At 57.3% G+C, this 19,958-nt stretch carries 20 protein-coding genes and 1 pseudogene; 7 read left to right on the forward strand and 14 right to left on the reverse strand.

Annotated features, from left to right (window positions below; all coding sequences use genetic code 11):
- Window positions 1-137 precede the first annotated feature (137 nt).
- The 3 genes and pseudogenes from ACK59X_RS26895 to ACK59X_RS26905 form a co-directional block, all read left to right on the forward strand.
- Window positions 138-884, forward strand: a pseudogene (locus ACK59X_RS26895) (transposase); the annotation flags it as partial.
- A gap of 749 nt (window positions 885-1,633) precedes the next feature.
- Window positions 1,634-2,080 (forward strand): hypothetical protein, encoded by a 447-nt coding sequence (locus ACK59X_RS26900; RefSeq protein WP_409961591.1) that lies wholly within the window; start codon window positions 1,634-1,636, stop codon window positions 2,078-2,080.
- Between the two features lie 132 nt (window positions 2,081-2,212).
- A complete protein-coding gene (locus tag ACK59X_RS26905; protein ID WP_082564895.1) occupies window positions 2,213-2,440 on the forward strand; it encodes an antitoxin Xre/MbcA/ParS toxin-binding domain-containing protein in 228 nt (75 codons plus the stop codon).
- A 112-nt stretch (window positions 2,441-2,552) separates the two neighbouring features.
- On the opposite strand, the gene ACK59X_RS26910 is transcribed toward ACK59X_RS26905, so the two are convergent.
- The 12 genes from ACK59X_RS26910 to ACK59X_RS26965 form a co-directional block, all read right to left on the reverse strand.
- Entirely contained in the window at window positions 2,553-2,741 is a 189-nt protein-coding gene (locus tag ACK59X_RS26910; RefSeq protein ID WP_146191287.1) for a hypothetical protein, read from the reverse strand.
- Complete coding sequence (locus ACK59X_RS26915; RefSeq protein WP_409961592.1) at window positions 2,738-3,418, reverse strand: TetR/AcrR family transcriptional regulator; 681 nt, start codon at window positions 3,416-3,418, stop codon at window positions 2,738-2,740. The genes ACK59X_RS26910 and ACK59X_RS26915 overlap by 4 nt, the downstream gene beginning before the upstream one ends.
- A gap of 96 nt (window positions 3,419-3,514) precedes the next feature.
- Window positions 3,515-4,666 (reverse strand): acyl-CoA dehydrogenase family protein, encoded by a 1,152-nt coding sequence (locus ACK59X_RS26920; protein ID WP_056743879.1) that lies wholly within the window; start codon window positions 4,664-4,666, stop codon window positions 3,515-3,517.
- 43 nt (window positions 4,667-4,709) lie between these two features.
- Complete coding sequence (locus ACK59X_RS26925; protein WP_056743881.1) at window positions 4,710-5,498, reverse strand: ABC transporter ATP-binding protein; 789 nt, start codon at window positions 5,496-5,498, stop codon at window positions 4,710-4,712.
- Between the two features lie 60 nt (window positions 5,499-5,558).
- A complete protein-coding gene (locus ACK59X_RS26930; RefSeq protein WP_409961593.1) occupies window positions 5,559-6,809 on the reverse strand; it encodes an ABC transporter substrate-binding protein in 1,251 nt (416 codons plus the stop codon).
- An 85-nt stretch (window positions 6,810-6,894) separates the two neighbouring features.
- Complete coding sequence (locus ACK59X_RS26935; protein WP_409961594.1) at window positions 6,895-7,953, reverse strand: branched-chain amino acid ABC transporter permease; 1,059 nt, start codon at window positions 7,951-7,953, stop codon at window positions 6,895-6,897.
- Window positions 7,950-8,834: a branched-chain amino acid ABC transporter permease gene (locus ACK59X_RS26940; RefSeq protein ID WP_056743883.1), complete on the reverse strand. Its 885-nt coding sequence runs from the start codon at window positions 8,832-8,834 to the stop codon at window positions 7,950-7,952. Before ACK59X_RS26940 ends, ACK59X_RS26935 begins: the two co-directional genes overlap by 4 nt.
- Window positions 8,831-10,798 (reverse strand): AMP-dependent synthetase/ligase, encoded by a 1,968-nt coding sequence (locus ACK59X_RS26945; RefSeq protein WP_056743885.1) that lies wholly within the window; start codon window positions 10,796-10,798, stop codon window positions 8,831-8,833. The genes ACK59X_RS26940 and ACK59X_RS26945 overlap by 4 nt, the downstream gene beginning before the upstream one ends.
- Entirely contained in the window at window positions 10,795-11,592 is a 798-nt protein-coding gene (locus tag ACK59X_RS26950) for an ABC transporter ATP-binding protein (RefSeq protein WP_056642819.1), read from the reverse strand. The genes ACK59X_RS26945 and ACK59X_RS26950 overlap by 4 nt, the downstream gene beginning before the upstream one ends.
- Before the next feature lie 112 nt (window positions 11,593-11,704).
- The gene (locus tag ACK59X_RS26955; protein ID WP_056642823.1) at window positions 11,705-12,466 is read right to left on the reverse strand and encodes an SDR family NAD(P)-dependent oxidoreductase; all 762 of its coding nucleotides are present in this window, start codon (window positions 12,464-12,466) and stop codon (window positions 11,705-11,707) included.
- Window positions 12,467-12,499: 33 nt separating this feature from the next.
- Window positions 12,500-13,738, reverse strand: a complete 1,239-nt coding sequence (locus ACK59X_RS26960) for a thiolase family protein (protein ID WP_056642825.1) — start codon at window positions 13,736-13,738, stop codon at window positions 12,500-12,502.
- Window positions 13,739-13,867: 129 nt separating this feature from the next.
- Window positions 13,868-14,929, reverse strand: coding sequence for a CaiB/BaiF CoA transferase family protein (locus tag ACK59X_RS26965; protein ID WP_231940634.1), 1,062 nt, complete (start codon window positions 14,927-14,929; stop codon window positions 13,868-13,870).
- A gap of 95 nt (window positions 14,930-15,024) precedes the next feature.
- On the opposite strand from ACK59X_RS26965, the gene ACK59X_RS26970 reads away from it, so the two are divergent.
- The 3 genes from ACK59X_RS26970 (at window position 15,025) to ACK59X_RS26980 (ending at window position 18,195) form a co-directional block, all read left to right on the forward strand.
- Window positions 15,025-15,837, forward strand: coding sequence for an enoyl-CoA hydratase/isomerase family protein (locus tag ACK59X_RS26970; protein ID WP_231940633.1), 813 nt, complete (start codon window positions 15,025-15,027; stop codon window positions 15,835-15,837).
- Between the two features lie 12 nt (window positions 15,838-15,849).
- A complete protein-coding gene (locus tag ACK59X_RS26975) occupies window positions 15,850-17,073 on the forward strand; it encodes a phenylacetate--CoA ligase family protein (protein ID WP_069105682.1) in 1,224 nt (407 codons plus the stop codon).
- 69 nt (window positions 17,074-17,142) lie between these two features.
- A complete protein-coding gene (locus ACK59X_RS26980; RefSeq protein ID WP_056642830.1) occupies window positions 17,143-18,195 on the forward strand; it encodes an MBL fold metallo-hydrolase in 1,053 nt (350 codons plus the stop codon).
- 626 nt (window positions 18,196-18,821) lie between these two features.
- Here the strand turns inward: ACK59X_RS26980 and ACK59X_RS26985 are convergent.
- A complete protein-coding gene (locus tag ACK59X_RS26985; protein ID WP_156779130.1) occupies window positions 18,822-19,127 on the reverse strand; it encodes a hypothetical protein in 306 nt (101 codons plus the stop codon).
- A 62-nt stretch (window positions 19,128-19,189) separates the two neighbouring features.
- The gene (locus ACK59X_RS26990; protein ID WP_409961595.1) at window positions 19,190-19,564 is read right to left on the reverse strand and encodes a hypothetical protein; all 375 of its coding nucleotides are present in this window, start codon (window positions 19,562-19,564) and stop codon (window positions 19,190-19,192) included.
- Window positions 19,565-19,775: 211 nt separating this feature from the next.
- Between ACK59X_RS26990 and ACK59X_RS26995 the strand changes: the two genes are divergently transcribed.
- Window positions 19,776-19,928: a DUF3703 domain-containing protein gene (locus tag ACK59X_RS26995; RefSeq protein WP_409961596.1), complete on the forward strand. Its 153-nt coding sequence runs from the start codon at window positions 19,776-19,778 to the stop codon at window positions 19,926-19,928.
- Window positions 19,929-19,958 lie beyond the last annotated feature (30 nt).

Genomic DNA, 19,958 nt, shown 5'->3' on the forward strand with positions numbered 1-19,958 from the left:
GCCAGCTCGCACCTGCCGAACCGCCTCCAGTTTGAACTCCCGCGTGTACTGCGCACGCACTTGCTTGTCACTCATTGCTCAACTCCTTGTCGGTATTTTCAACAAGGGTTAAGAACTCCACTTTTCAGGGGCAACCTCATACCTGGGGTTCTGCACTGACGCATCACCCGCATGTACATGGCATCGTGCCAGGCGGTGGGCTGGCTCCTGACGGCAAGTCCTGGGTGGCTTGCCGATCGGGCTTCTTTCTGCCGGTGCGCGTGCTGTCCAGGTTGATGCGACGGCGCTTCATCGAAGAGCTGTTGCGCCTGCACCAGGCGGGGCGGCTGAGGTTCTTCGGCGAACTGGCGGCGCTGGCTGATGGTGCCTGCTTCAGCCAGTGGCTGGCTCCGATGCGCCAATGCGAGTGGGTGGTCTATGCCAAGAGGCCGTTTGCCGGCCCCCAGGCGGTGCTGGCCTACCTGTCTCGCTACACGCACCGGGTGGCTATCACGAGCAGCCGGCTTGTTGCGATGGATGAGCGCGGGGTAATTTTTAAATGGAAGGACTACCGGGCCAAGGGGAGCACGCGCCACAAGACCATGACGCTGGCGCCCCAGGAGTTCATGCGCAGATTCCTGCTGCATGTGCTGCCCAGCGGTTTCCATCGTATCCGCCACTATGGCTTGCTGGCCAATGGCAACTGCAAGGCCAGCCTCGCGCTGGCGCGCCAGTTGTTGGAGGTCGTCCCGGCGCAAGCCGCCTCACCCAGCAGCGAGGAGCAAGCCGACCTACCGCCCAACGCAGTGCCGCCGATCTTCGTCTGCCGACACTGCGGCCAGGCGATGACCATCCTGCAATGTCTCATGCGCGGGCAGGCCATCCGCGCACCGCCCGCGTTATGAGCAGCTCTGCGCGCCACCACTTGTCTTTGATGTCGATGCGCTTTTGCCCGTCGACAGGGAGGGCGCACGCATGTCGCCGCGAACGGTTCTGTATGGCCTGCGAAATACTCGGAAACAGGCGACTGATCAGCAATGCCCCAGGCCCCGCCCACACACAACGGCACACTGGCATCGCATGCATACGAGCTGTGATCGCCAGGCCGCTGCCCGAATCCCCATAGCGTTTGCGCCCGGAACACCCGCGTTGGCGTTCCCCGCGGTTTCCTCCCCCGAGGCTTGTGCGACACCTGCCCTCAGGCCGTGGGTGATCGTCGTTTGGGTGCCAGTTCCGGGCAGGTATCCCACAACCCTAAACAGAAGCGGTCAACTGACGAGCTATGACGGAATTGCATTTTCTCTGAGAAGAAAACTTCAGTGCAAGCGCGTTCCAGCATGCAATCGAACTTCTTAACTGCAGGGACTTTCCTGGAAAAATGAAGCTCAAACACCCGACAACCGAATCCCGAAAAAATTTACAGAGTTAATTTTTACATTACAGAGTTTATTTTTACGATCATTGTGATCATAAAAATATACCCTGTAAAAATTCCTCTCCTGAGGCATGACTTTTCCTATCCTGTAAAAACATATGCCTCAGTCAAATTGGGTCGAGAGCAAAAATATAAGCTGTAAAACTGCCATAGCAGCCCACATGTTGACATTCCTCCCTGGCCAACGCGCTCATCAAGATTGGCATCAAGCCGCATTCCATGGGGCAATTTCAAGCGGGCAGCAGTATGGTTGCTCCTTCGATACTGATGGCGATCGGCTTGATTCGCATGCTCATGCCCCGCATCATCAAACCCATCCTGCTCGGCCTGCTTATCGGTACCGCCCTGATGATTGCCACTTACGGCTCAGCAGCCATGGGCTCTGCCTCGGCAATCAATCTGCTGATGAAGATGACACTCCCATCATTCAATGTTGCAGTGATACTTGCGCAGCCTGTGGCACCAGATGACTTGGAGCGAGGAGCACAGCAACTCGACTTCTTGCTCATGGTGGCATGGCTGCAGATCAGCCTGATCTCAGCCGCGATAGTTGCAGCAGCACGCGCGGTGCTCGCACGTTCAAAATACCCCCCACACTCTTGCACCCCAGCCGAAGACCAAGGCAGTTTTCATATGTCCGCCCAAAGCAAGCGAGCAATTCGCTGAATCGCCCACTGCAGTTCATCGCCTCCATGTTCGTCATGCAGGCGGTGGTAGGGCGGGGAACTCCCTTCAATTCAAGATACCTTGCCCGGACGTGTGCATTGCATTCATCTGGCGTGCAGATCAGAATGGGCCATGGCCCTCGAAGACGATATCGCTACCCTCTCCGCACTTGTTCAGCGTATGGTTGATGAATCAGGAACACCAGTAGGTTTTGACGCGCGGGCTTGGCTTGACCAATGGCTGTTGGAATTGGCACCGACATTTGGTCATCGTCGTCCACTGGATGTTCTCAGCGGACCCGGCGGGCTGGATTTGGTGCGTAGCCACCTCCTGCGCGCGCAATCCGGGGCCTATTCCTGAGCGCAATTGTGGTGCTCTCCATTCATTGAATGCGTCACTGCCCACTAATTCATTGGGCCATCGCACACGCCTTGAAAGCCGCCTTGGATTCCCGTGTGGGCCGACCAGCTTCTCAGCATCCCATCGTCGAAGCAGAAAGACTCGCATTGGCTGCCTCGAAGAACTCGACCACCTTGCCATCCTGATCAAGCCTGAAGACCTGATTCCAGCACCGGTTTCCGCCATGCACGACGATGTCCGCCAGAATTGCCTCACTGCGAAGAACACAACCGGAAGCCCAAGCCTGTTGCGCCAGATTCACGCTTGACTGGGACGAATACCATGCGCAAGAAAACCGATAAAAATATCGGCCACTTCGTCGCTTCCAAGGCTGCCATCGATATGCATCCATTGGGTAATCGAGCTAACAGCGCCCATGAACCAGAACACCGCCAATTTCACGTTGCACGGGGCAATGGAACCATCCTGAACACCCCCCTCGAGCACTTTGCGCAGCTCTTGATCAAACTTTCGCCGACGCAAAGTGATTTTTTTCTGATCCGCCACAGTCATATCGGAGAAATCCTGGAGGATCGCCGGTGCGCCCATTTCATCCGTTAGCAACGAGATGTAGTTCTTAATGAAGGCCGAGATCCGACCGAAACCAGTATTTTCCGAAGCGATCGCGTCTTGCAAGACGCGATCTCCCAAATGCATGGCGAGCTCGTGGCATTCGTAGACAAGTTCCTGCTTGTTCTTGAAGTAGTAGTAGAGGGCAGGCTTGGTGACGTTGAGCGTTTTTGCAATCTCGTCCAAGGACACATTCTTGTACCCATGGCGGCCAAATGCGCGCGAAGCTTCCGCAATGACAGCTTGCTTTTTGAGCTGGTACTGCTCATCCGCGCCGCTGACCGCATTGTTCCATTTTGCGCCCTTGCCCGATCTTTTGGCAGCATTGCGTGTCAGTGACTTGGGCTTTGCCTCAATTGGCGTACTCATTGGTGTTGTTTTCCTTGAGGGCATTCGTATCGCTAACTGAGGCAAAGTGTATCGAACTGCTTTCGCCGATAGGCCTGCGGAGAAAGGCCGTGCTCATCAGCCAGCCAAGATACTGCGCGCAATGATCAACTTTTGAATGTGACTAGTGCCTTCGTAGATCTTTGTAACGCGCACATCGCGATAATAGCGCTCGACCGGGAAGTCGTTGACATACCCGTAGCCACCATGCACTTGCAGCGCCGCAGAGCAAACCTTTTCAGCCATTTCGCTGGCATAGAGTTTAGCAACGGAGGCCTCCTTACTGGTTGGCAGGCCCGCATCCGTAAGACGAGCTGCATACAGCATGTACTGGTGCGCCACCTCAACCTGCATGGCCATTTCCGCCAAATCAAAGCTAATGGCCTGCAGTTCGGTGAGTGGCTTGCCATAGGCCTCGCGCTCTTTGGCGTAGCGGATGGCTGCCTCCAGCGCTGCACGGGCAATGCCGATGGCCAGGGCGGCGATTGCGATGCGCCCATCGGACAACAGCGATAGTGCTTTGCCATACCCGCGCCCTTCCTCACCGATCATGTTCTGAACTGGAACACGCATGTTGTCCAGCTGAATCTGAGCCGTGTGGGCCGTGTGCTGGCCCAGCTTCCTTTCGATACGCAAGCATTGGTAGCCTGGATCTTCGGGGTCCGCGATGAACAGGCTGAAGCGGTGACGGGCACCTGGTTCCGCAGTTGCTGCCACGACGAGCGCAAAGCCCGCTTCACTGCCATTGGAAATCCATTGTTTGCTGCCATTGATCACATAAACGTCGCCGTCCCGCTTAGCCGTGGTCCGGATGGCTGCGGTATCCGAGCCTGCATGGGGCTCTGACAATAAAAAGGCACCAATGCGCTTGCCACTGGCCAGATCCGGCAGATGGCGGGCCATCTGTTGTTCGGTTCCAAAACTACGTAACACGTGCGCAGCTGAGTTGTGGACGTGCATCATGGTGGCGAAGCCACCATCGGCCGCTGCGAATTCTTCAATAGCCAGGCAATACTCCACGAATGAAAGCCCGGAACCGCCGTATGCTGGCGGGGCGAGCATGCCCATGAAGCCTACGTCGGCAACTGCCTTGATTTCGTCGTGTGGCCAAGCCCCCGTGCGATCACGTTCGGCGGCCGTGCTACCCACCACTTCAGTCGCGACACGCCGGGCAGACTCCCGAATAATGACTTCTTGTTCGCTCAGCAATGCATTGGAAACGATGCTCATAAACCCATCCTTGAAAACTTGGAAAACGACTGACCCAATGCGGTCAACCCAGCCAGCGCTTGCGGCGGCGGTAATGTTTCATGTCGCGGAAACTCTTGCGCTCCCCATCGACCGTCAGGCCGAGGTAGAACTCTCGAACGTCCTCGTTGGTCTTTAAGCTGTTGGAGGGGCCCTCTAACACGATCCGTCCGCTCTCCATCACATAGCCGTAGTCGGCTAAATCCAGAGCGACGCGGGTGTTTTGCTCCACGATCAGCAGAGTCAGACCGCTGGTCTTGAGGTCACTCAGCAAACCATAGACCTCATCGACCATCAGCGGAGCCAAGCCGAGCGAAGGCTCGTCGATCATCACCAACTTAGGCTTGGCCATCAGGGCCCGTCCAATTACCAGCAATTGCTGCTCGCCGCCCGACAGGTAACCTGCTGTGCGAGTACGCAAGGCTTTCAGACGCTTGATGCGGCTATACACCTCATCAAGCATTTCCTTGGCATCGCCAGCGCTGCCCATATGACCGCCCACCACCAGGTTCTGCTCCACTGTCATGTGGCGGAGAACCTTGCGCCCTTCCATGACATGTACCAACCCCTTGCGAACGACATCGACGGGGTTGGCACCGGTGATGTCCGCACCATCAAATTGAATACTCCCCGCCGTCACACGACCATCCTCTGTCCTGACCAGGTTGGAGATGGCCTTGAGCGTGGTGCTCTTGCCAGCGCCATTGGCGCCCAGCAAGGTCACGCACTGTCCAGCGGGGACTTTGGCGGTAATGCCTTTGACAGCAAGAATGACGTCGCTGTAGAGGACTTCAACGTTGTTCAGTTCAAGCACGGGTAGCTCCAGATGATGTGGCCTGGGTCTCGGTGGCCCGAGACCCAGGCCGATTTGCAATTACCACTTGTTCAACACAGGAACCGGAACGTTCTGCTCGAGAAGTTTGTACTTTCCCTTTTCGACGGTGCCGATGTTGACGGCTGTGCCCGAGGTCGGGAACGGCGCATCATTGTTGAACTTGATATTGGGCAACAAGCCAAAACTGCGCTCGGTAGGCATGGGGGTGGACAGCAGTGCAGCGCGAACCTCTTCGCCCGTCACACCGCCAGCACCTTTGACCTTGACAACATTTTCAACGGCACGAACCGTCAACATCGCTTGGCTCATGCCCATAATGCAGGCAGAGTTATAGGCGGCTTGCAACTTGTATTGGCTGCGCAGTTTCTCGAAGAAGTCCCGTGCCGGTGTTGCGCCTTCGGCGGCCATGGCCATGCCATAGACCTCATAGTTTCCATCCATTTGGCTCAGGTCACCCAGCGCTTTCCCCGACGAAAGCAACCCGTTATGAGCGCTAACCACTATCGGAATATTGGTTTTTCCAAGGCTTTGCAGGGCGCGCCGTGTCGCCACTACCGATGCTGTATTGTTGAACACCTGCAGTACCGTGGCCCCCTTGCGGACCAGGCGGCTGACCTGCTGGGTAAGGTCGGTCGGCTGTGCTTCGGTATAAATCGTTTCAACGACTTCAATGATCTTCGGATTGTCCTTAGCGAACTTCTCGACACCTTTGTGGATGTCCACGTAGGCCGGCGATACTTCCGATGAAATCACCCCCACCTTGAGAGGAGCAGACGAACCCGACTTCTTCTGCATCCACACATAAAACGCAGCCGCTTCGTGCGGGTAAGTGGCACGGGCATTGAACACCCAGTTATCACCCTTCCAAGCAAATCCATATCCTGCTGTCGACTGGACAAGAGGCACCTTGTCACTAGGCAAGCGCTGCTGCAGCGCATTGGTATCTGCACCGCCCACACCCAGAACAGCCACCGGGTTGAGCTCGGACGTGATGCCTGGCCAGAGGCTGGCCACTTGGGCGACGTCATAGCGGGTGTCGAAATCCTTGATTCGCAATGCGACGCCCTGCGCTTTACCGACCTCTTCGCTCCACCAGTCGAGCACCGCACGGCGGCATCCCGTCATATCTTTCATGATGTCTGCGAAAGGTCCGGTGAAGTCAGCCAGGCCAGCCACGTTGTAAGTAGTCTGAGCTTGTGCCATGCCGCCAAGGCACAAGGCTGACGCCAGTAAAGCGCCGCGTTGCCCCAGTTTGACCATTGCCGACAACTTTGCTCGATTCGTTTTCATAAAAAAAGTCTCCTTTTGTAGTAGCGCTTTGCATTGGAGCAGCCCTTCCCAGCGCCTAAGGTGGCTGCAGAAAACAGGATTGCGGTCAATATGGGTAAGGCCACATGCGATAAGACCGCTTGACGATGTTCCACCGGTGCATCAGACCGCGTGGCTCAAAGATCAGAAAGGCCGCGATGACTCCACCCAGGAAAATATTCATCACTGCGAAAACAACATCTCCGCTCAGGAAGGAAAAGTTCTCGACCAGTGAAGGGCCCACGATGGTGATCGTCTCCTGGGCAGTACGGATAACAAACACGCCGATCAGCGCGCCCGTCACCGACCCCATGCCACCCACAATGATCATCGCGATGAACCATATCGAGTGGATCAGGGTGAACTGGTCAATCGCCACGAACCTGACGTAGTAAGCCCAGAGCCCTCCACCGATGCCCGCGTAAAACGCACCCAGCAAGAAGGCAAGTACCTTGGTGCGCACGACATTGATGCCCATCATTCCTGAGGCCACGTCGTCATCGCGCACTGCCGCAAAAATTCGACCATGGCGGCTGCGTGCGACGCCGTAGGCGCCCGCAATCATGATGAAGGCCACTACCAGACACAGGTAGTAAATGCGGGTATCGGTGTTGAAAACGAAACCAAGGAGCTGTGCTGGTTCCAGAGTGATGCCGTTAGATCCCCCCAGCCACTTGGCAGGCAGGTTGAGCACAAAGAAGTGGAACAAAATCTGCGCAGCAATTGTGGTCAAGGCAAGGTAAAAACCCTTTATGCGCATTGCGGTTAATCCAAACACCAGCCCAAAAAGCGCCGCGCACAGCCCGCCGATGGGCAAAGCCAGCCAGAAAGGCAGGTGGCCTTTCGTCGCTAGGAGCGCTGTTGCATACGCACCAACCCCCATGAACGCAGCTTGACCCAAATTGATCTGACCCGCTAGACCAGTATTGATCTGCAGCCCCATGACCACCACTGCAGTAATCAGCATAGAGGTCACGATCGCCACCCAGCGGACCTCGCTGATCAGGGGCAGCGCAAACAACGCTATAACAAACAGGCCCAATGCCACCGCCTGGCTGCGCGTGCGAATTAGTGCTTGGTCTTTGGCGAAAGAAGTCGCGAATACACCTGCGGGATCCATGCTCATACCCTCTCAATGGTTTTCCACCCGAACATGCCGGTGGGACGAATTAACAACACCACCAGCATGATGATGAAAGGAAAGACGGAGCCCAGCGCTCCCCCCACCAGGGGATCGAGATAGGCCGAAGCCAAACCCTGAATCACACCCACCAAAACACCGGCGATCAGCAAACCTGCGAGGGACTCCAACCCAGCCAGCAAGGCCACCGGCAAGGCAGCCAGGCCGATGTCGGAGCTCATCATGTTGATGGAGCGGCCACTCAAATGCACTATCGCCCCCAGTGTGGAAAGCACGGATCCCAGCACCCACGCAAAGGCAATGGAACGCTGCACCGAGATGCCCATGGACATGGCCACCTGGTGGTCTTCCGCCACGGCCGTCATGGTCAAGCCAGCCCTTGTCCGGTTGAAAAACCAGGAGAGGCCAACGCCGATGAAGATGGTCATAATTCCACCGTAGAGCATCGAACGGGAGACGATGAGATCGCCAACGATGATCGGATCCAGAGGAAAGATGATCGGAAAAGCACGCACCTGTGGACCAAAAAGCACCAACACAACGCCTCGGATCAGAATCAAGAGACCGATCGTCACCATGACCATCGAGAAGACGGATTCCCCAACCAGACGGGCAAAAAATATCCGCTCAATCATGAAACCAAAAATTGCAGCACTAACGAATGCCACGGGCAATCCGACCCACAGCGGTAGACCCATCTGAATAATCGTCCACCACACCATGTAGCCGCCAAAGACCACCAACTCACCTTGTGCAAAGTTGAACACCTTTGACGCGCGATAGATCACGACGAAACCCATGGCGATCAACGCATACAGAAGCCCTGACAGCGCACCGTTTATCAGGTAGTTAATAAAATCGATCATTTCCGTCCTCTGCTTCGGGCTGCGCCCAGGTGGTCTGACCCTGCGGCGTCCGTGTCATGGATGGACACCAGAGCCTCGAAATTGCCGCGCCGACCGTCCTGGTAGGTCACAGGAATATCGATACGCACGGCGTGCAAGCCGTCATATAAACCGTTGATCAGCGTGGCGTATCGCACCTCCAGGAATTCGCGCCGCAGCTTTCTCGAACGTGTTAGTTCGCCCTCGTCCGGATCAAGCTCTTTTGGAAAATTGGCGAATCGCTTGACCCGCGCATGCGCCGGCAAAAACTGATTCACACGGGTAATTTCCTGACTGATCAACTCTGCGACCTCTGGCCGCTGTGACAAATCGGTAAAGGTTGAAAATCCGATCCGCTTGTCTTCTGCCCACCGCGACAGAACAGCCATGTCGATATTGATGAGAGCGGCCACGAAGTCCCTCGTCTCGTCTCCCACCGTCATGATGTCCTTGATGAAGGGACTGAACCGAAGGCGGGTCTCGACGAACTGCGGCGGGAAGGTTTCTCCGCTGCGCAAACGCTTGAGGTCCGACAACCGCTCCAGGAACACGAGCTCGCCTAGCTCAGTTTTCGTTACGGCATCGCCCGTGTAGAACCAGCCATCTTTCACCTTCGACTCTACGGAACCCTCTCTGCGGTAGTAGCCCAGAAACGGGCTTCCGCCACGAATCTGCAGCTCTCCGTCCGCACTCAAGCGCCATTCCAATGGTGGGCCCGCCTCTGGATGCGCCTTCATCCAGTGCCCTACGGTCTCCAGATCAAATCGGTCACCCTGGTGGCATGTCAGCAACCCGGTTTCGGTGGAGCCATAGATGTTGCGCAGAGGTATACCCATGGCATGGAACATGCGAAACACATCCGGTGCCATGGTGGCACCACCGCAGCTGGCACAGCGCAGCCGGGTCAGGCCGAGCAGATCTCGCAACGGGCGCAGAACCAGTGCATTGGCGATAGGAAACAGCAACCGGTCCAGCAGGCCAACGGGTTTTCCATCCAAGCGCCCCACATTAACGGTGTGACCGATCTTCATGCCCCACTCGTAGACACCTCGTCGAATGGGTCCTGCGTCGAGCATGTGCGCCTGCACAGAGGACGCCATGCTTTCCCACTGGCGCGGAGCAAATGTCATACCTTCCACCGCCAATTCCCGAATGTTGGACAACACCTGCTCCGGGCCCTCGGGGAAGTTCACTACCATGGGCAATCCCAATCCCATGGTGATGCCATATATTTGTTCAGTGGCCCAGGATGGCGCGATGTAACTCAGGTATTCCATACCCGGCTTCACATCCATGGAATCGATCAAGCGCTGGGCGTTGTCGATCAAAAAGCGATGCGTGAGGATGACGCCCTTGGGCTGCCCCGTCGTGCCGGAAGTGTAAGAAAGAACCGCTATGTCATCGGGGGCTCCCGCATCCACTAGCGCGTCGTACATCTTTCCGTTACGTTGATGGATTTCACGCCCTTGCCGCTGCATGCCATCGAAGGTTTGCAGGATGGGGTCGTTATACGACCACATACCCGTTTCATCCCAATACACAATGTGGCGCATCTTCAACGTCTTGTTCCGGACATCCAGGCCCTTGTCAACCTGCTCTTGGTCCTGCGCGAACAAGATGACTGCTTCGCTGTCGTCCAAAAGATAGGCCACCTCCTCCGAAGTGAGGTCCGGGTACATGGATACAACTTTGCATCCCAGTGCATGCGCGGCATACTCGGCCCAGTAATGCTGCGGCTCATTCTCACCAATGATGGCAATGGTCTCACCCGCTTTGACGCCTGCTTGGTGCATGCCCAGCGCAATCTCTCGAACGTTGCGCTGCACATCCGCAAAGCTGTACTCCCGCCAAATGCCGCGCTGCTTATGGCGCTGGGAAAGACGGTTGGGGTTAGCATGCGCATGCTTGCGCAGCAACTGGGGAAGGGTCGCGATTTCGAGTTTCATTGGACGCCCTCCCCAAGATAGGCTTTAAGCACTGCGGGATTAGCCTGGATCTCCTTGGGCGTTCCATCGGCGATCTTGCGTCCAAAGTCCAGCACAGCGATGCGGTCAGCCAGGTCCATCACCACACCCATGTCGTGCTCCACCAAAACAATAGGAATGCGCTTTGCCTCGCGCACATCCAGAATGAAACGTGCCAAGTCTTCTTTCTCTTCAGTATTCATACCGGCCATAGGCTCATCCATCAACAGAATCTTCGGGTCTTGGGCCAGTGCGCGCCCCAAGTCCACGCGCTTGCGAAGCCCATAACCGAGGCTGCCCACCGGCGCATGCCGGATGGATTCAATTTCAAGAAATTCAATGATTTCTTCCACCACCTCCCGATGCAAAACTTCTTCCCGTTTTGCCGGGCCGAAATGGAAAAATGACTGCACGAGATTGGCCCGCATGTGCATGTGGCGCCCCACCATCAGGTTCTCGATAACGGTCATGCCCGAAAAAATGTGCGTACCTTGAAAGGTGCGCGCTAGGCCCTGTGCCGCCACGTCGTGAACCGCCATGTCGCGCACGTTGTGCCCGGCCAGGGATATCTCGCCTTTCTTGGGGCGGTAGAACCCGCTCAGGCAGTTCATCAGAGAAGACTTTCCCGCTCCGTTCGGCCCGATGATTGCCAGCAGCTCGTCCTTGCGCACATCAATCGAAACATCATTCAGCGCCACAACTCCACCGAACTGCAGCAGCAGATTCTGGGCTGTCAGCACCACGCCTTCCCGCTGGCTTTGAATGGCTGCATTCATTGGCACCTCCACTCTGAATTCTTGGCTTTGTCCATCGAATTTCCTTCATAAGACCTTTGCAGGGTCTACGCATCCATTTGCGGGAATGCTCGCAGCGATCAATGGACCACGACTAACAACGGACACCCGCATCCAGGCTGATCGTGGTGGCATTCAAATAGGCGTTTTCCACAACGTGCCGAACCAGTCCACCGAACTCTTGTGCCTGCCCCATGCGATGAGGAAAGAGGATGACGTTGTCAATAATGTTTTGCGACACCTTCGTTGGCATGCCTGCAGACATGGCGGTCTCAAACAGACCAGGCGCCACGGCCACCACTCGGATTCCGTGTTGCGCAAGATCCCGCGCCACCGGAAGCGTCATTCCAATGACCGCCGCTTTGCTGGCGCTATATGCGGCCTGGCCCACTTGACCCTGCCACGCAGCACCAGATGACGTGTTCACGATGACCCCCCGTTCACCGTCGACATTGGGCTCGTTCTGCGACATGGCCAACGACGCATAGCGCACCACGTTGAATGTCCCGGTCAGGTTGATGGCGATCACCCGGTTCCAAAGATCCATCGGGAATAACTCGCCCTTTGAAAGCGTCTTGCAGGGACCCAGAATTCCCGCGCAATTTACCGCCACATGCAGCGCACCAAATTCCGCCACTGCCGCGTCTACGCCAGCCTTCACACTGGCCTCGTCCGAAACATCAACCTTCTGGATTCGCACGCGCTCGCCCATCGGCAGCACCTCGCTCGCAAGGCGCTCTTCGTCCAGATCAACCGCCATGACGCTCGCTCCGGCCGCAAGCAATGCCTTGCAAGTGGCGAGCCCCAGGCCTGAAGCAGCTCCTGTGACGAAGGCAATGGTATTTTTGACATCCATACTGTTTCTCTTGTCTCTTATTGAGTGCAGCGCTCAGCGCGCCAAGATGGTGATACAGGCAACAGCTTCTTCAATGCCCTCAAGACCGCCACCGTTTTCTGCCAGCGCAATCCTTGCGTCAGTCACCTGCCGCAGTCCGGCTTCCCCGCGAAGCTGAGTTACCAACTCATGGACTTGGGCAATACCGGTGGCCCCAACAGGGTGCCCCTTAGACTCCAGGCCGCCGGACGGATTAACGGGAATGCGGCCACCAATCCGGGTATCACCCCGCTCGGCAATCACACCGCCCATGCCGAACTCACAGAAACCGAGGTTTTCTGTCTGAATGATTTCACCCATGGCCGTGGCATCGTGCACCTCGGCCACCGAGATATCTGCTGGGCCAACACCTGCCAGTTCATATGCCCTGCGCGAAGCCAGTGCTGTGCAGTGGTTGGTGTAGTCGTCTTCGCTCCGGTCGGAACCGCTTTGCACTACTGCCGCCAACACCTTGATGGCACGCTTTTCATCGATGTTCAAGCGCATAAGCGCCGAGCGTGTGCAAATGATGGCTGCTGCTGCGCCATCAGACACCGGGGAGCACATGGGCAGAGTCAATGGGTAGGTGATCGGCGGCGCGGCGAGCACCTCTTCGATGCTGTAAGCCATCCGGTACTGCGACAGCGGGTTGTGCATGGAGTGCGCGTGGTTCTTGGACGAAACGGCGGCTAACTGGCGCTGCGTCGTCCCGAAAGTGCGCATGTGCGATCGTGCAAACGCCGCATACACGTCCATGAAAACGCTGTACGGCCTGGGTGAGGTACTCCCCTCGGGCACCGCCACGTCGCGCCCCATCTTCATCAACTCCCCACGAATCTCTTCTGCACGCGAGAGATCCCAGGCACTGTCAAACACCGAGAACATCTTGAGCTTGTCGGATGAGAACATCTTCTCTGCACCAACAGCCAAAGCGACATCGCCAGCACCCGACTTGAGGTGATTGCAGGCTAGAACGAACGCCGACGAGCCGCTTGCACAAGCGTTTTCGACGTTCACCACCGGAATGCGCCCAATCCCCATGGCCCGCAGCGCAATTTGCCCACGAATCATGTGCTGGCCATCCATATGCCCCTGGGAAGTGTTCCCAAAAAAGGCCGCTTCCAAGTCTTCTTTTTCCAATCCCGCGTCCGCCAAAGCAGCCGCCGTGGCCTCGCGTGTGAGCGCCTTGATGTCTTTGTCCAGATGCCGTCCGAATGGCGTCATCCCCACACCAACCACATAGATATCTTCCATCGCATTTCTCCGTGGCGGATCTTCTTGATCCATGAAAGTCAAATAAATTACTTTGCGTAAAATGTTTTTACTGTACAGTAAAATTCTCAACTGCTTGCCAGGGATTACCCTTGGTATCACATTCGCGGCTCAGCAAAGCGGCAGGAATCGCATGCCCCGCGCAGTCTCAATATCGCCCTGCTCAGTCACGCTGTACAAACCACGAGCCACGTTGTGGGGATGAGCGGCGGCTTCGGCCATGGTGAGCACCGGCGCAAAGCAACTGTCAGTGCCTTCCATCAGTGCATTCCAGTACGTACTAGGTTGGGAAGCAAAGCGCTGCGCAATCCGCGCCTTGAGAGAAGGCCACAAAGTCTTGTCCATTTGCCGTGCGGGGTCGACATCCGTCAGCTGCAATTGCGTCAACAGCAATGCATAGAACTGTGGCTCGATTGCACCGACCGTGATGTATCGCCCATCGCTGCACAGATAGCGGTCGTAGAAGGGTGAGTCATGGAAGACACTGGGTTCGCTGCCTTCCAATCCGCCACCTTGACGAATCAGTTGCACGAGCGGCGACAGCATTGCCAACACATCAATGATGGCGCCGTCAACCACGCAGCCCTGGCCCTTATCCCGCGCGCCTAGCAACGCCGACACCATGCCAAATGCAAACCCGAGGGCGCCGGCAGCATCCCCAACCACTGTGGGTGGAAGCATGGGAGGGTGTCCCGGTTGCTCGGTGATCGACATGAGCCCAGTGAGAGCGACATAGTTCATGTCGTGCCCGGCGGCCTGAGCCAGCGGCCCATCCTGCCCCCAGCCCGTCATGCGCCCATACACAAGCCGCGGGTTGTATTCACCACATACATCGGGACCCAAACCCAGGCGCTCCATCACACCCGGGCGGTTGCCCTCAATCAACCCGTCGCTTTGCGCGACCATGTCCAGCGCCCGCGCCTTGTCCTCGTCGTTCTTGAGATTCAATGTGACGCGTCGTTTGCCGCGCGACAAGAGCGCCCCGTCCTTCGGAGTGAGCTCATCAGGCAATGCGCTCGCACCTGGCCGCCCGACCACAGTAACGTCAGCGCCCATCTGCATCAACATGAACCCAGCTAAGGGCCCTGGGCCGATCCCCTCGAACTCGACGATCTTGATACCCGATAGCGGGAACATGAGCGGGCTGCTCTTACTTCGCATGAAGAACTCCATTTGTTTAATTGTTTTACTTTAGGGTAGAATTTTTAACTTATGGGTAATGGAAAACCCCATGTCCCTCAAAACAGAGGCAAAAGCAGAATCGATCCATGAACACGCAAGCCAGCAAGGAACCCCTGATGTCGACACCGGTTGTGATTACAGACGTACGAAAAGGCACCATGTGGATTCGCCTGAACCGACCTGATGCAATGAACTCGCTGACCCCGGCGGTGCTTCGGGGAATAGACCACGCACTCAACGAAGCACAGAGCCGCGGAGACGTGATATCCGTCGTATTGACGGGCACTGGACGGGCCTTCTGCGCGGGCGCCGACCTCAAGTACGTCAAGACGCAAGCGGGCGAAAGTGGCACCAGTGGCTTTCTGGACAGCGTACTGTCCACCATGAACCGGATTGACCGCTTTCCAAAACCCGTGATCGCCGCCCTGAACGGCATAACTCTGGCGGGCGGGCTCGAACTGGTGCTGTGCTGTGATCTAGTGCTGGCGGCAAGGAGCGCCAAAATTGGCGACGCACATGCCAACTACGGCCTGATCCCCGGAGGGGGGGGGTCGGTGCGCCTGCCGCGGGTCATTGGCCCCACACGCGCCAAGTACCTTCTCTTCACGGGTGACTTCGTGGACGCGGCAGATCTTGTGGAAGCGGGCCTCGTCAACCAAGTGGTGGACGACGACCAGCTCGAAAGCGTTGCACAAGCCGTGGCCGACAAAATTGCCACGAAGAGCCCCCTTGGCCTGCGCCGCATGAAAACGCTGGTCGACGATGGTTTGCAACAGCCTCTAGACACCGCCCTGCGATTGGAGCTTCTGGCCTCTGAAGTGCATTCCCACAGCGCCGATCTCCACGAAGGCCTGGCCGCATTCAACGAAAAACGCACCCCGCGCTTCACGGGCCACTAGGACGGCAACGCCATGCATACGTTACCCACCACCGATCGATTCAGACTACTGCGTGCTTCGCAGCAATTCGCCTACGACCGCGCCCCGGCCATCCGCGCGGTCTATCAGCTTGCAATGATGACGCCGCAGGATCTCCAAGGCCCTGCCGACCTTGCACGGCTCGCCGTCACAAGTAAGGATTCACTGCTTGATAAGCAGCGCCAGTCACCGCCATTCGGTGGGTTTCTCGCTGCCGACGACACATCTATCCGCCGCATTTATGTCTCCCCAGGCCCCGTCTATGAACCCCATTCTTTCGACGAAGACACTGGCAAGGGCTTCTCGCATGTGTTCAGGCAGGCGGGAATCGGCCCCGGTGACCGTGTACTCAACACCTGGTCCTACCATCTTGTTCCAGCCGGCCTATTGCTAGATGCGGGCATTGCTGCCACCGGGGCGACGCTCATTCCCTGCGGGCCCGGCGGCGCCGAGCAACAAGCGCAGCTCATCATGGAACTGGGCATCACCTGCATTTGCTCCTCCACCTCCTTCTTCGTGACCTTGGTCGAAACGCTTGAGCGCATGGGCTACGACCTGCCTTCTCAATGGAAGGTCCGCTCCGCAATGCTGGGCGGCGAACTGGGTGACTGGATGGGCAAGCGCCGCGCATTGGAGCAGAAATACGCAATCCGCACGTTCTCGGCTTATGCCACCGGCGACTTCGGGCTGATTGCTTACGAGGAACTAGGACAACTGGGCTACACGGTCCAGCCTGACCGGCTCGTCCAGATCTGCGACCCGCACACCGGCGCACCCCTTCCGCCGGGCGAACCCGGCCAGATAGTGGTCACCACGCTGGACAGCGGTTGGCCTCTGGTCCGCTTTGGCACAGGCGATGTGGCGCAAGCGCTGGCCCATTCCCCGGATGGTCTCGTCGAACGAATCAGTTTGTTGCAAGGCCGAGTGGGCCAAGGTGTCAAAGTACGCGAAATTTTCATCTATCCACGCAACGTGGAAGAGCTGATCATCCGGATCCCGGCTATAGAACGTGCCCAGATCTTCGTTGAAAAAAAGCAGCATCGGGAAACTGCAACCTTGCGCGCGGTGCTAACGCCAGGGGCTTCTCACTACGCCACGCAAAGCGATTTGATCGAAGTGTTCAGGCAATTGACCCGCCTGAGGCTCGACTCAGTCGAGTGGGTAATCCAAGAAGATATGCCCATTGACGCACCCTTGCTGGTTGACAACAAGCAGTGAAATTCTAAAAAGCCATTGGTCTGATGCACCTAGTGGCTATACCGTCGCTTACCTCATGAAACGATAGCAATGATTGAACTCGCAGCCAATCCACTTATTTATCCATTCAAGCCACCATCGTCACGACACTGGGTCGAGATCGCCCCGGGCGTACGCTGGATCCGACTGTCGATGCCATTCCGACTCGACCACATCAATGTATGGGCCATAGATACCCATGATGGCTGGGTGCTGGTAGATACCGGCCTGAATAACCCCGACACCGTGGCCGACTGGCTGGCCCTCATGGCGCACGGGCCGCTGGCACGGCCACTCCAAGGCGTTTTCGCCACACACATGCACCCAGACCACATCGGCTTGGCTGGTTGGTTCACGCGTCGCTTTGGTGTGCCGCTGCACATGAGCCGGCTGGAGTACCTGACCTGCCGCGTGATGCATGCCGACACGAACCGCGAAGCCCCGCCCGACGGCGTGCTCTTCAATAGATGCGCCGGCTGGTCGGAGGCAGCCATTGAAAGCTACCGCAGTCGCTTCGGCAGCTTTGGTAAACATATCCACGCTCTGCCTGACAGCTACCGACGGTTGCAGGACGGCGACCACGTCCAGTTGGGTAAATATGGCTGGCGGATCATCACCACCGGCGGCCACTCACCAGAACATGCCTCTCTGTACTGCCCCGACTTGAAACTGCTGATCTCCGGCGACCAGGTGCTACCGAAGATTTCGTCGAATGTTTCGGTGTTCGCCAGCGAGCCACAGGCCAATCCGCTGAAGGAGTGGTACGAAGGGCTCGACAAACTAATGAGGGATGTTCCCAACGATGTGTTGGTACTCCCCTCTCACAACGAGCCCTTTTATGGACTGCATGAACGCCTTGACTCGCTCAGGTCAGGCCAAAATAGTGCACTGAATCGGTTACGTCAGACATTGACTACCGGGCCTCAACGGATCATCGATACGTTCGCTGCACTCTTTCATCGCTCCATCGGAGAACAGGATGCGCAGCAACTGAGCCTGGCAACAGGTGAGGCAGTTGCTTGCATAAACTTTCTCATCGCACAGGCCACCATAGAAGTCACGATGGACGAAAACGGGGTCGCGTGGCACTCAACAAGATATTGACATTGAAGTGCCGCCCTACGCTCTATGGTGAATCGACCCGGTTGATCTAGACGCCGTCGAGCCTCGAACCGAAGCCCATTGGCAGGTGCAACGGTGTTTCGGCGGCAATCTGCGGAAATCTGACCGAGAAGTCCCCTGAATTTTTATTCGTTTGAGCGACCGTTTTGAGTCGTTATGCACAGTGCGCCGTTATGAGTAGCCCGGTGGGTGTGACAACATAGTTGGTGGAATGGAGTCCACCTTGGAGAAGTACAGGTCAAGATGACCTCAAGGGGCGAGAGATTTTCTGTTCACCTGGCAAACAACGGCACAACGAACATCCCGCTTGACCACGCTTCGTGCTTGCTTCCTTCGCTCCGCGAGTCCCTACCCAAGGGCGAGGCCAGAGCCAGTAGGCGGGAAACGGCCGACCCGGAGGTGAAGCCATCGCTCACGATAGGCGGCGTTGAACGACACGTGTTGGCGATTGCTGCCATTCATGCACAGGATTGCGAGTGACTCCGATCAGCCTGAAGCTGACCCACTACAGGCAAGGTCGGCTCTGCAGCGTTATGCACAGTGCTCCGTTATGAGTAGCCTGCTGGGCGCTCGTGCGAGATCTCCCTGGTGCGGGGCGCGTGCATGCGCTACGAGGCTATCCATAGTTTCGTCATGCTCAGAGGTGCCAAAGACGATGAATCCTTGCTGCGGTTGCGCACCGCGGCTTCATCCCCAGCCGTGCGGCGAACTGTTCCAATCTCAGGAGTTTGATTGGCCGCTGTCGAGGGAATACCCGTTACAAACAGGCGAAGTCGGTTGGGGCGGTGTGCCATCGTCATCGCGTCGGCGGCTACCGTGTGACAAGACTGTTCGCCCTCGATCTCGCCTCGTCTGGGATCAAACGTTATGTGCAGCGCGTCCTTGCCTTTGACGCCGACAACGTCAGTGTTCATGCGGCCTGCAGCCTGACGGCGTCGGAGTCCTGCATATAACTGGGACCTGTGCATAACGCTGCTTATGTAGAGCTCTCCATAAGCGGCGTTTGCCGCTCTTCGCTTCCCCAAGCCGAATTAACGCTGACAGGCACCAAGCGGTCGCTGACGGCGGCGACCGTGTGCATCATGAAGGTCGCCACCTCGCAGAAGGTGGTGCCGATGGATTCGACATCGAGGTTCTTGAATGCGGCATCAGTGACCCGGTCCTGTTGCCTGCGCGCGAAGCCTTCTGGGTTGAGCGTCTGGGGGCCCTGAGTACCAACGGCCTCAACACAGCCAAGCCAGGCGGTCTCGGCAGTCCCGGCGGCAAGCCTATCAGCCTCGGTGGGGAAACATTTCGATCCATCGAGGAAGCTGCCGACATGCTGAGCGCGCGGCTTGGCATCGCCCGACACGTCATTCGGTCCCGGCTTCAGAAAGGGAAGCCGCTGCCAACGCCTGACAGCGTCCGGCGCCAGAGCCGCCATCCCGAGGCTGGATCAAACCTCTTCCGGCGCTGGCTGGGTATGCGCAATCGACATGCTGGCGCTATCGTGGAAGCATGGTCGGACTACGACCAGTTCAAGAAGGACGTGTCTCCTGTCCCATCTGCGGAGTCATTGGTACATGCTGGCCCTGGCCGCGCGTGAGCGTGACGTGCGGGAAGCCGCGGGCCAGCTGTTTAGGATCCTGCTGGTGCCGCTTGGCCACCTCTCGGGCAGGCTGCCGCTTGGCAACCCTGGCCGGGCCACGGTCAGTGCCTTCGCGCCAATGCTGTGAGACCGGAACTAGCTGAAATTCTGTCCGCGG

Origin of the sequence: Acidovorax sp. (assembly GCF_046339755.1) — a bacterium.
GTDB lineage: Bacteria > Pseudomonadota > Gammaproteobacteria > Burkholderiales > Burkholderiaceae_C > Acidovorax.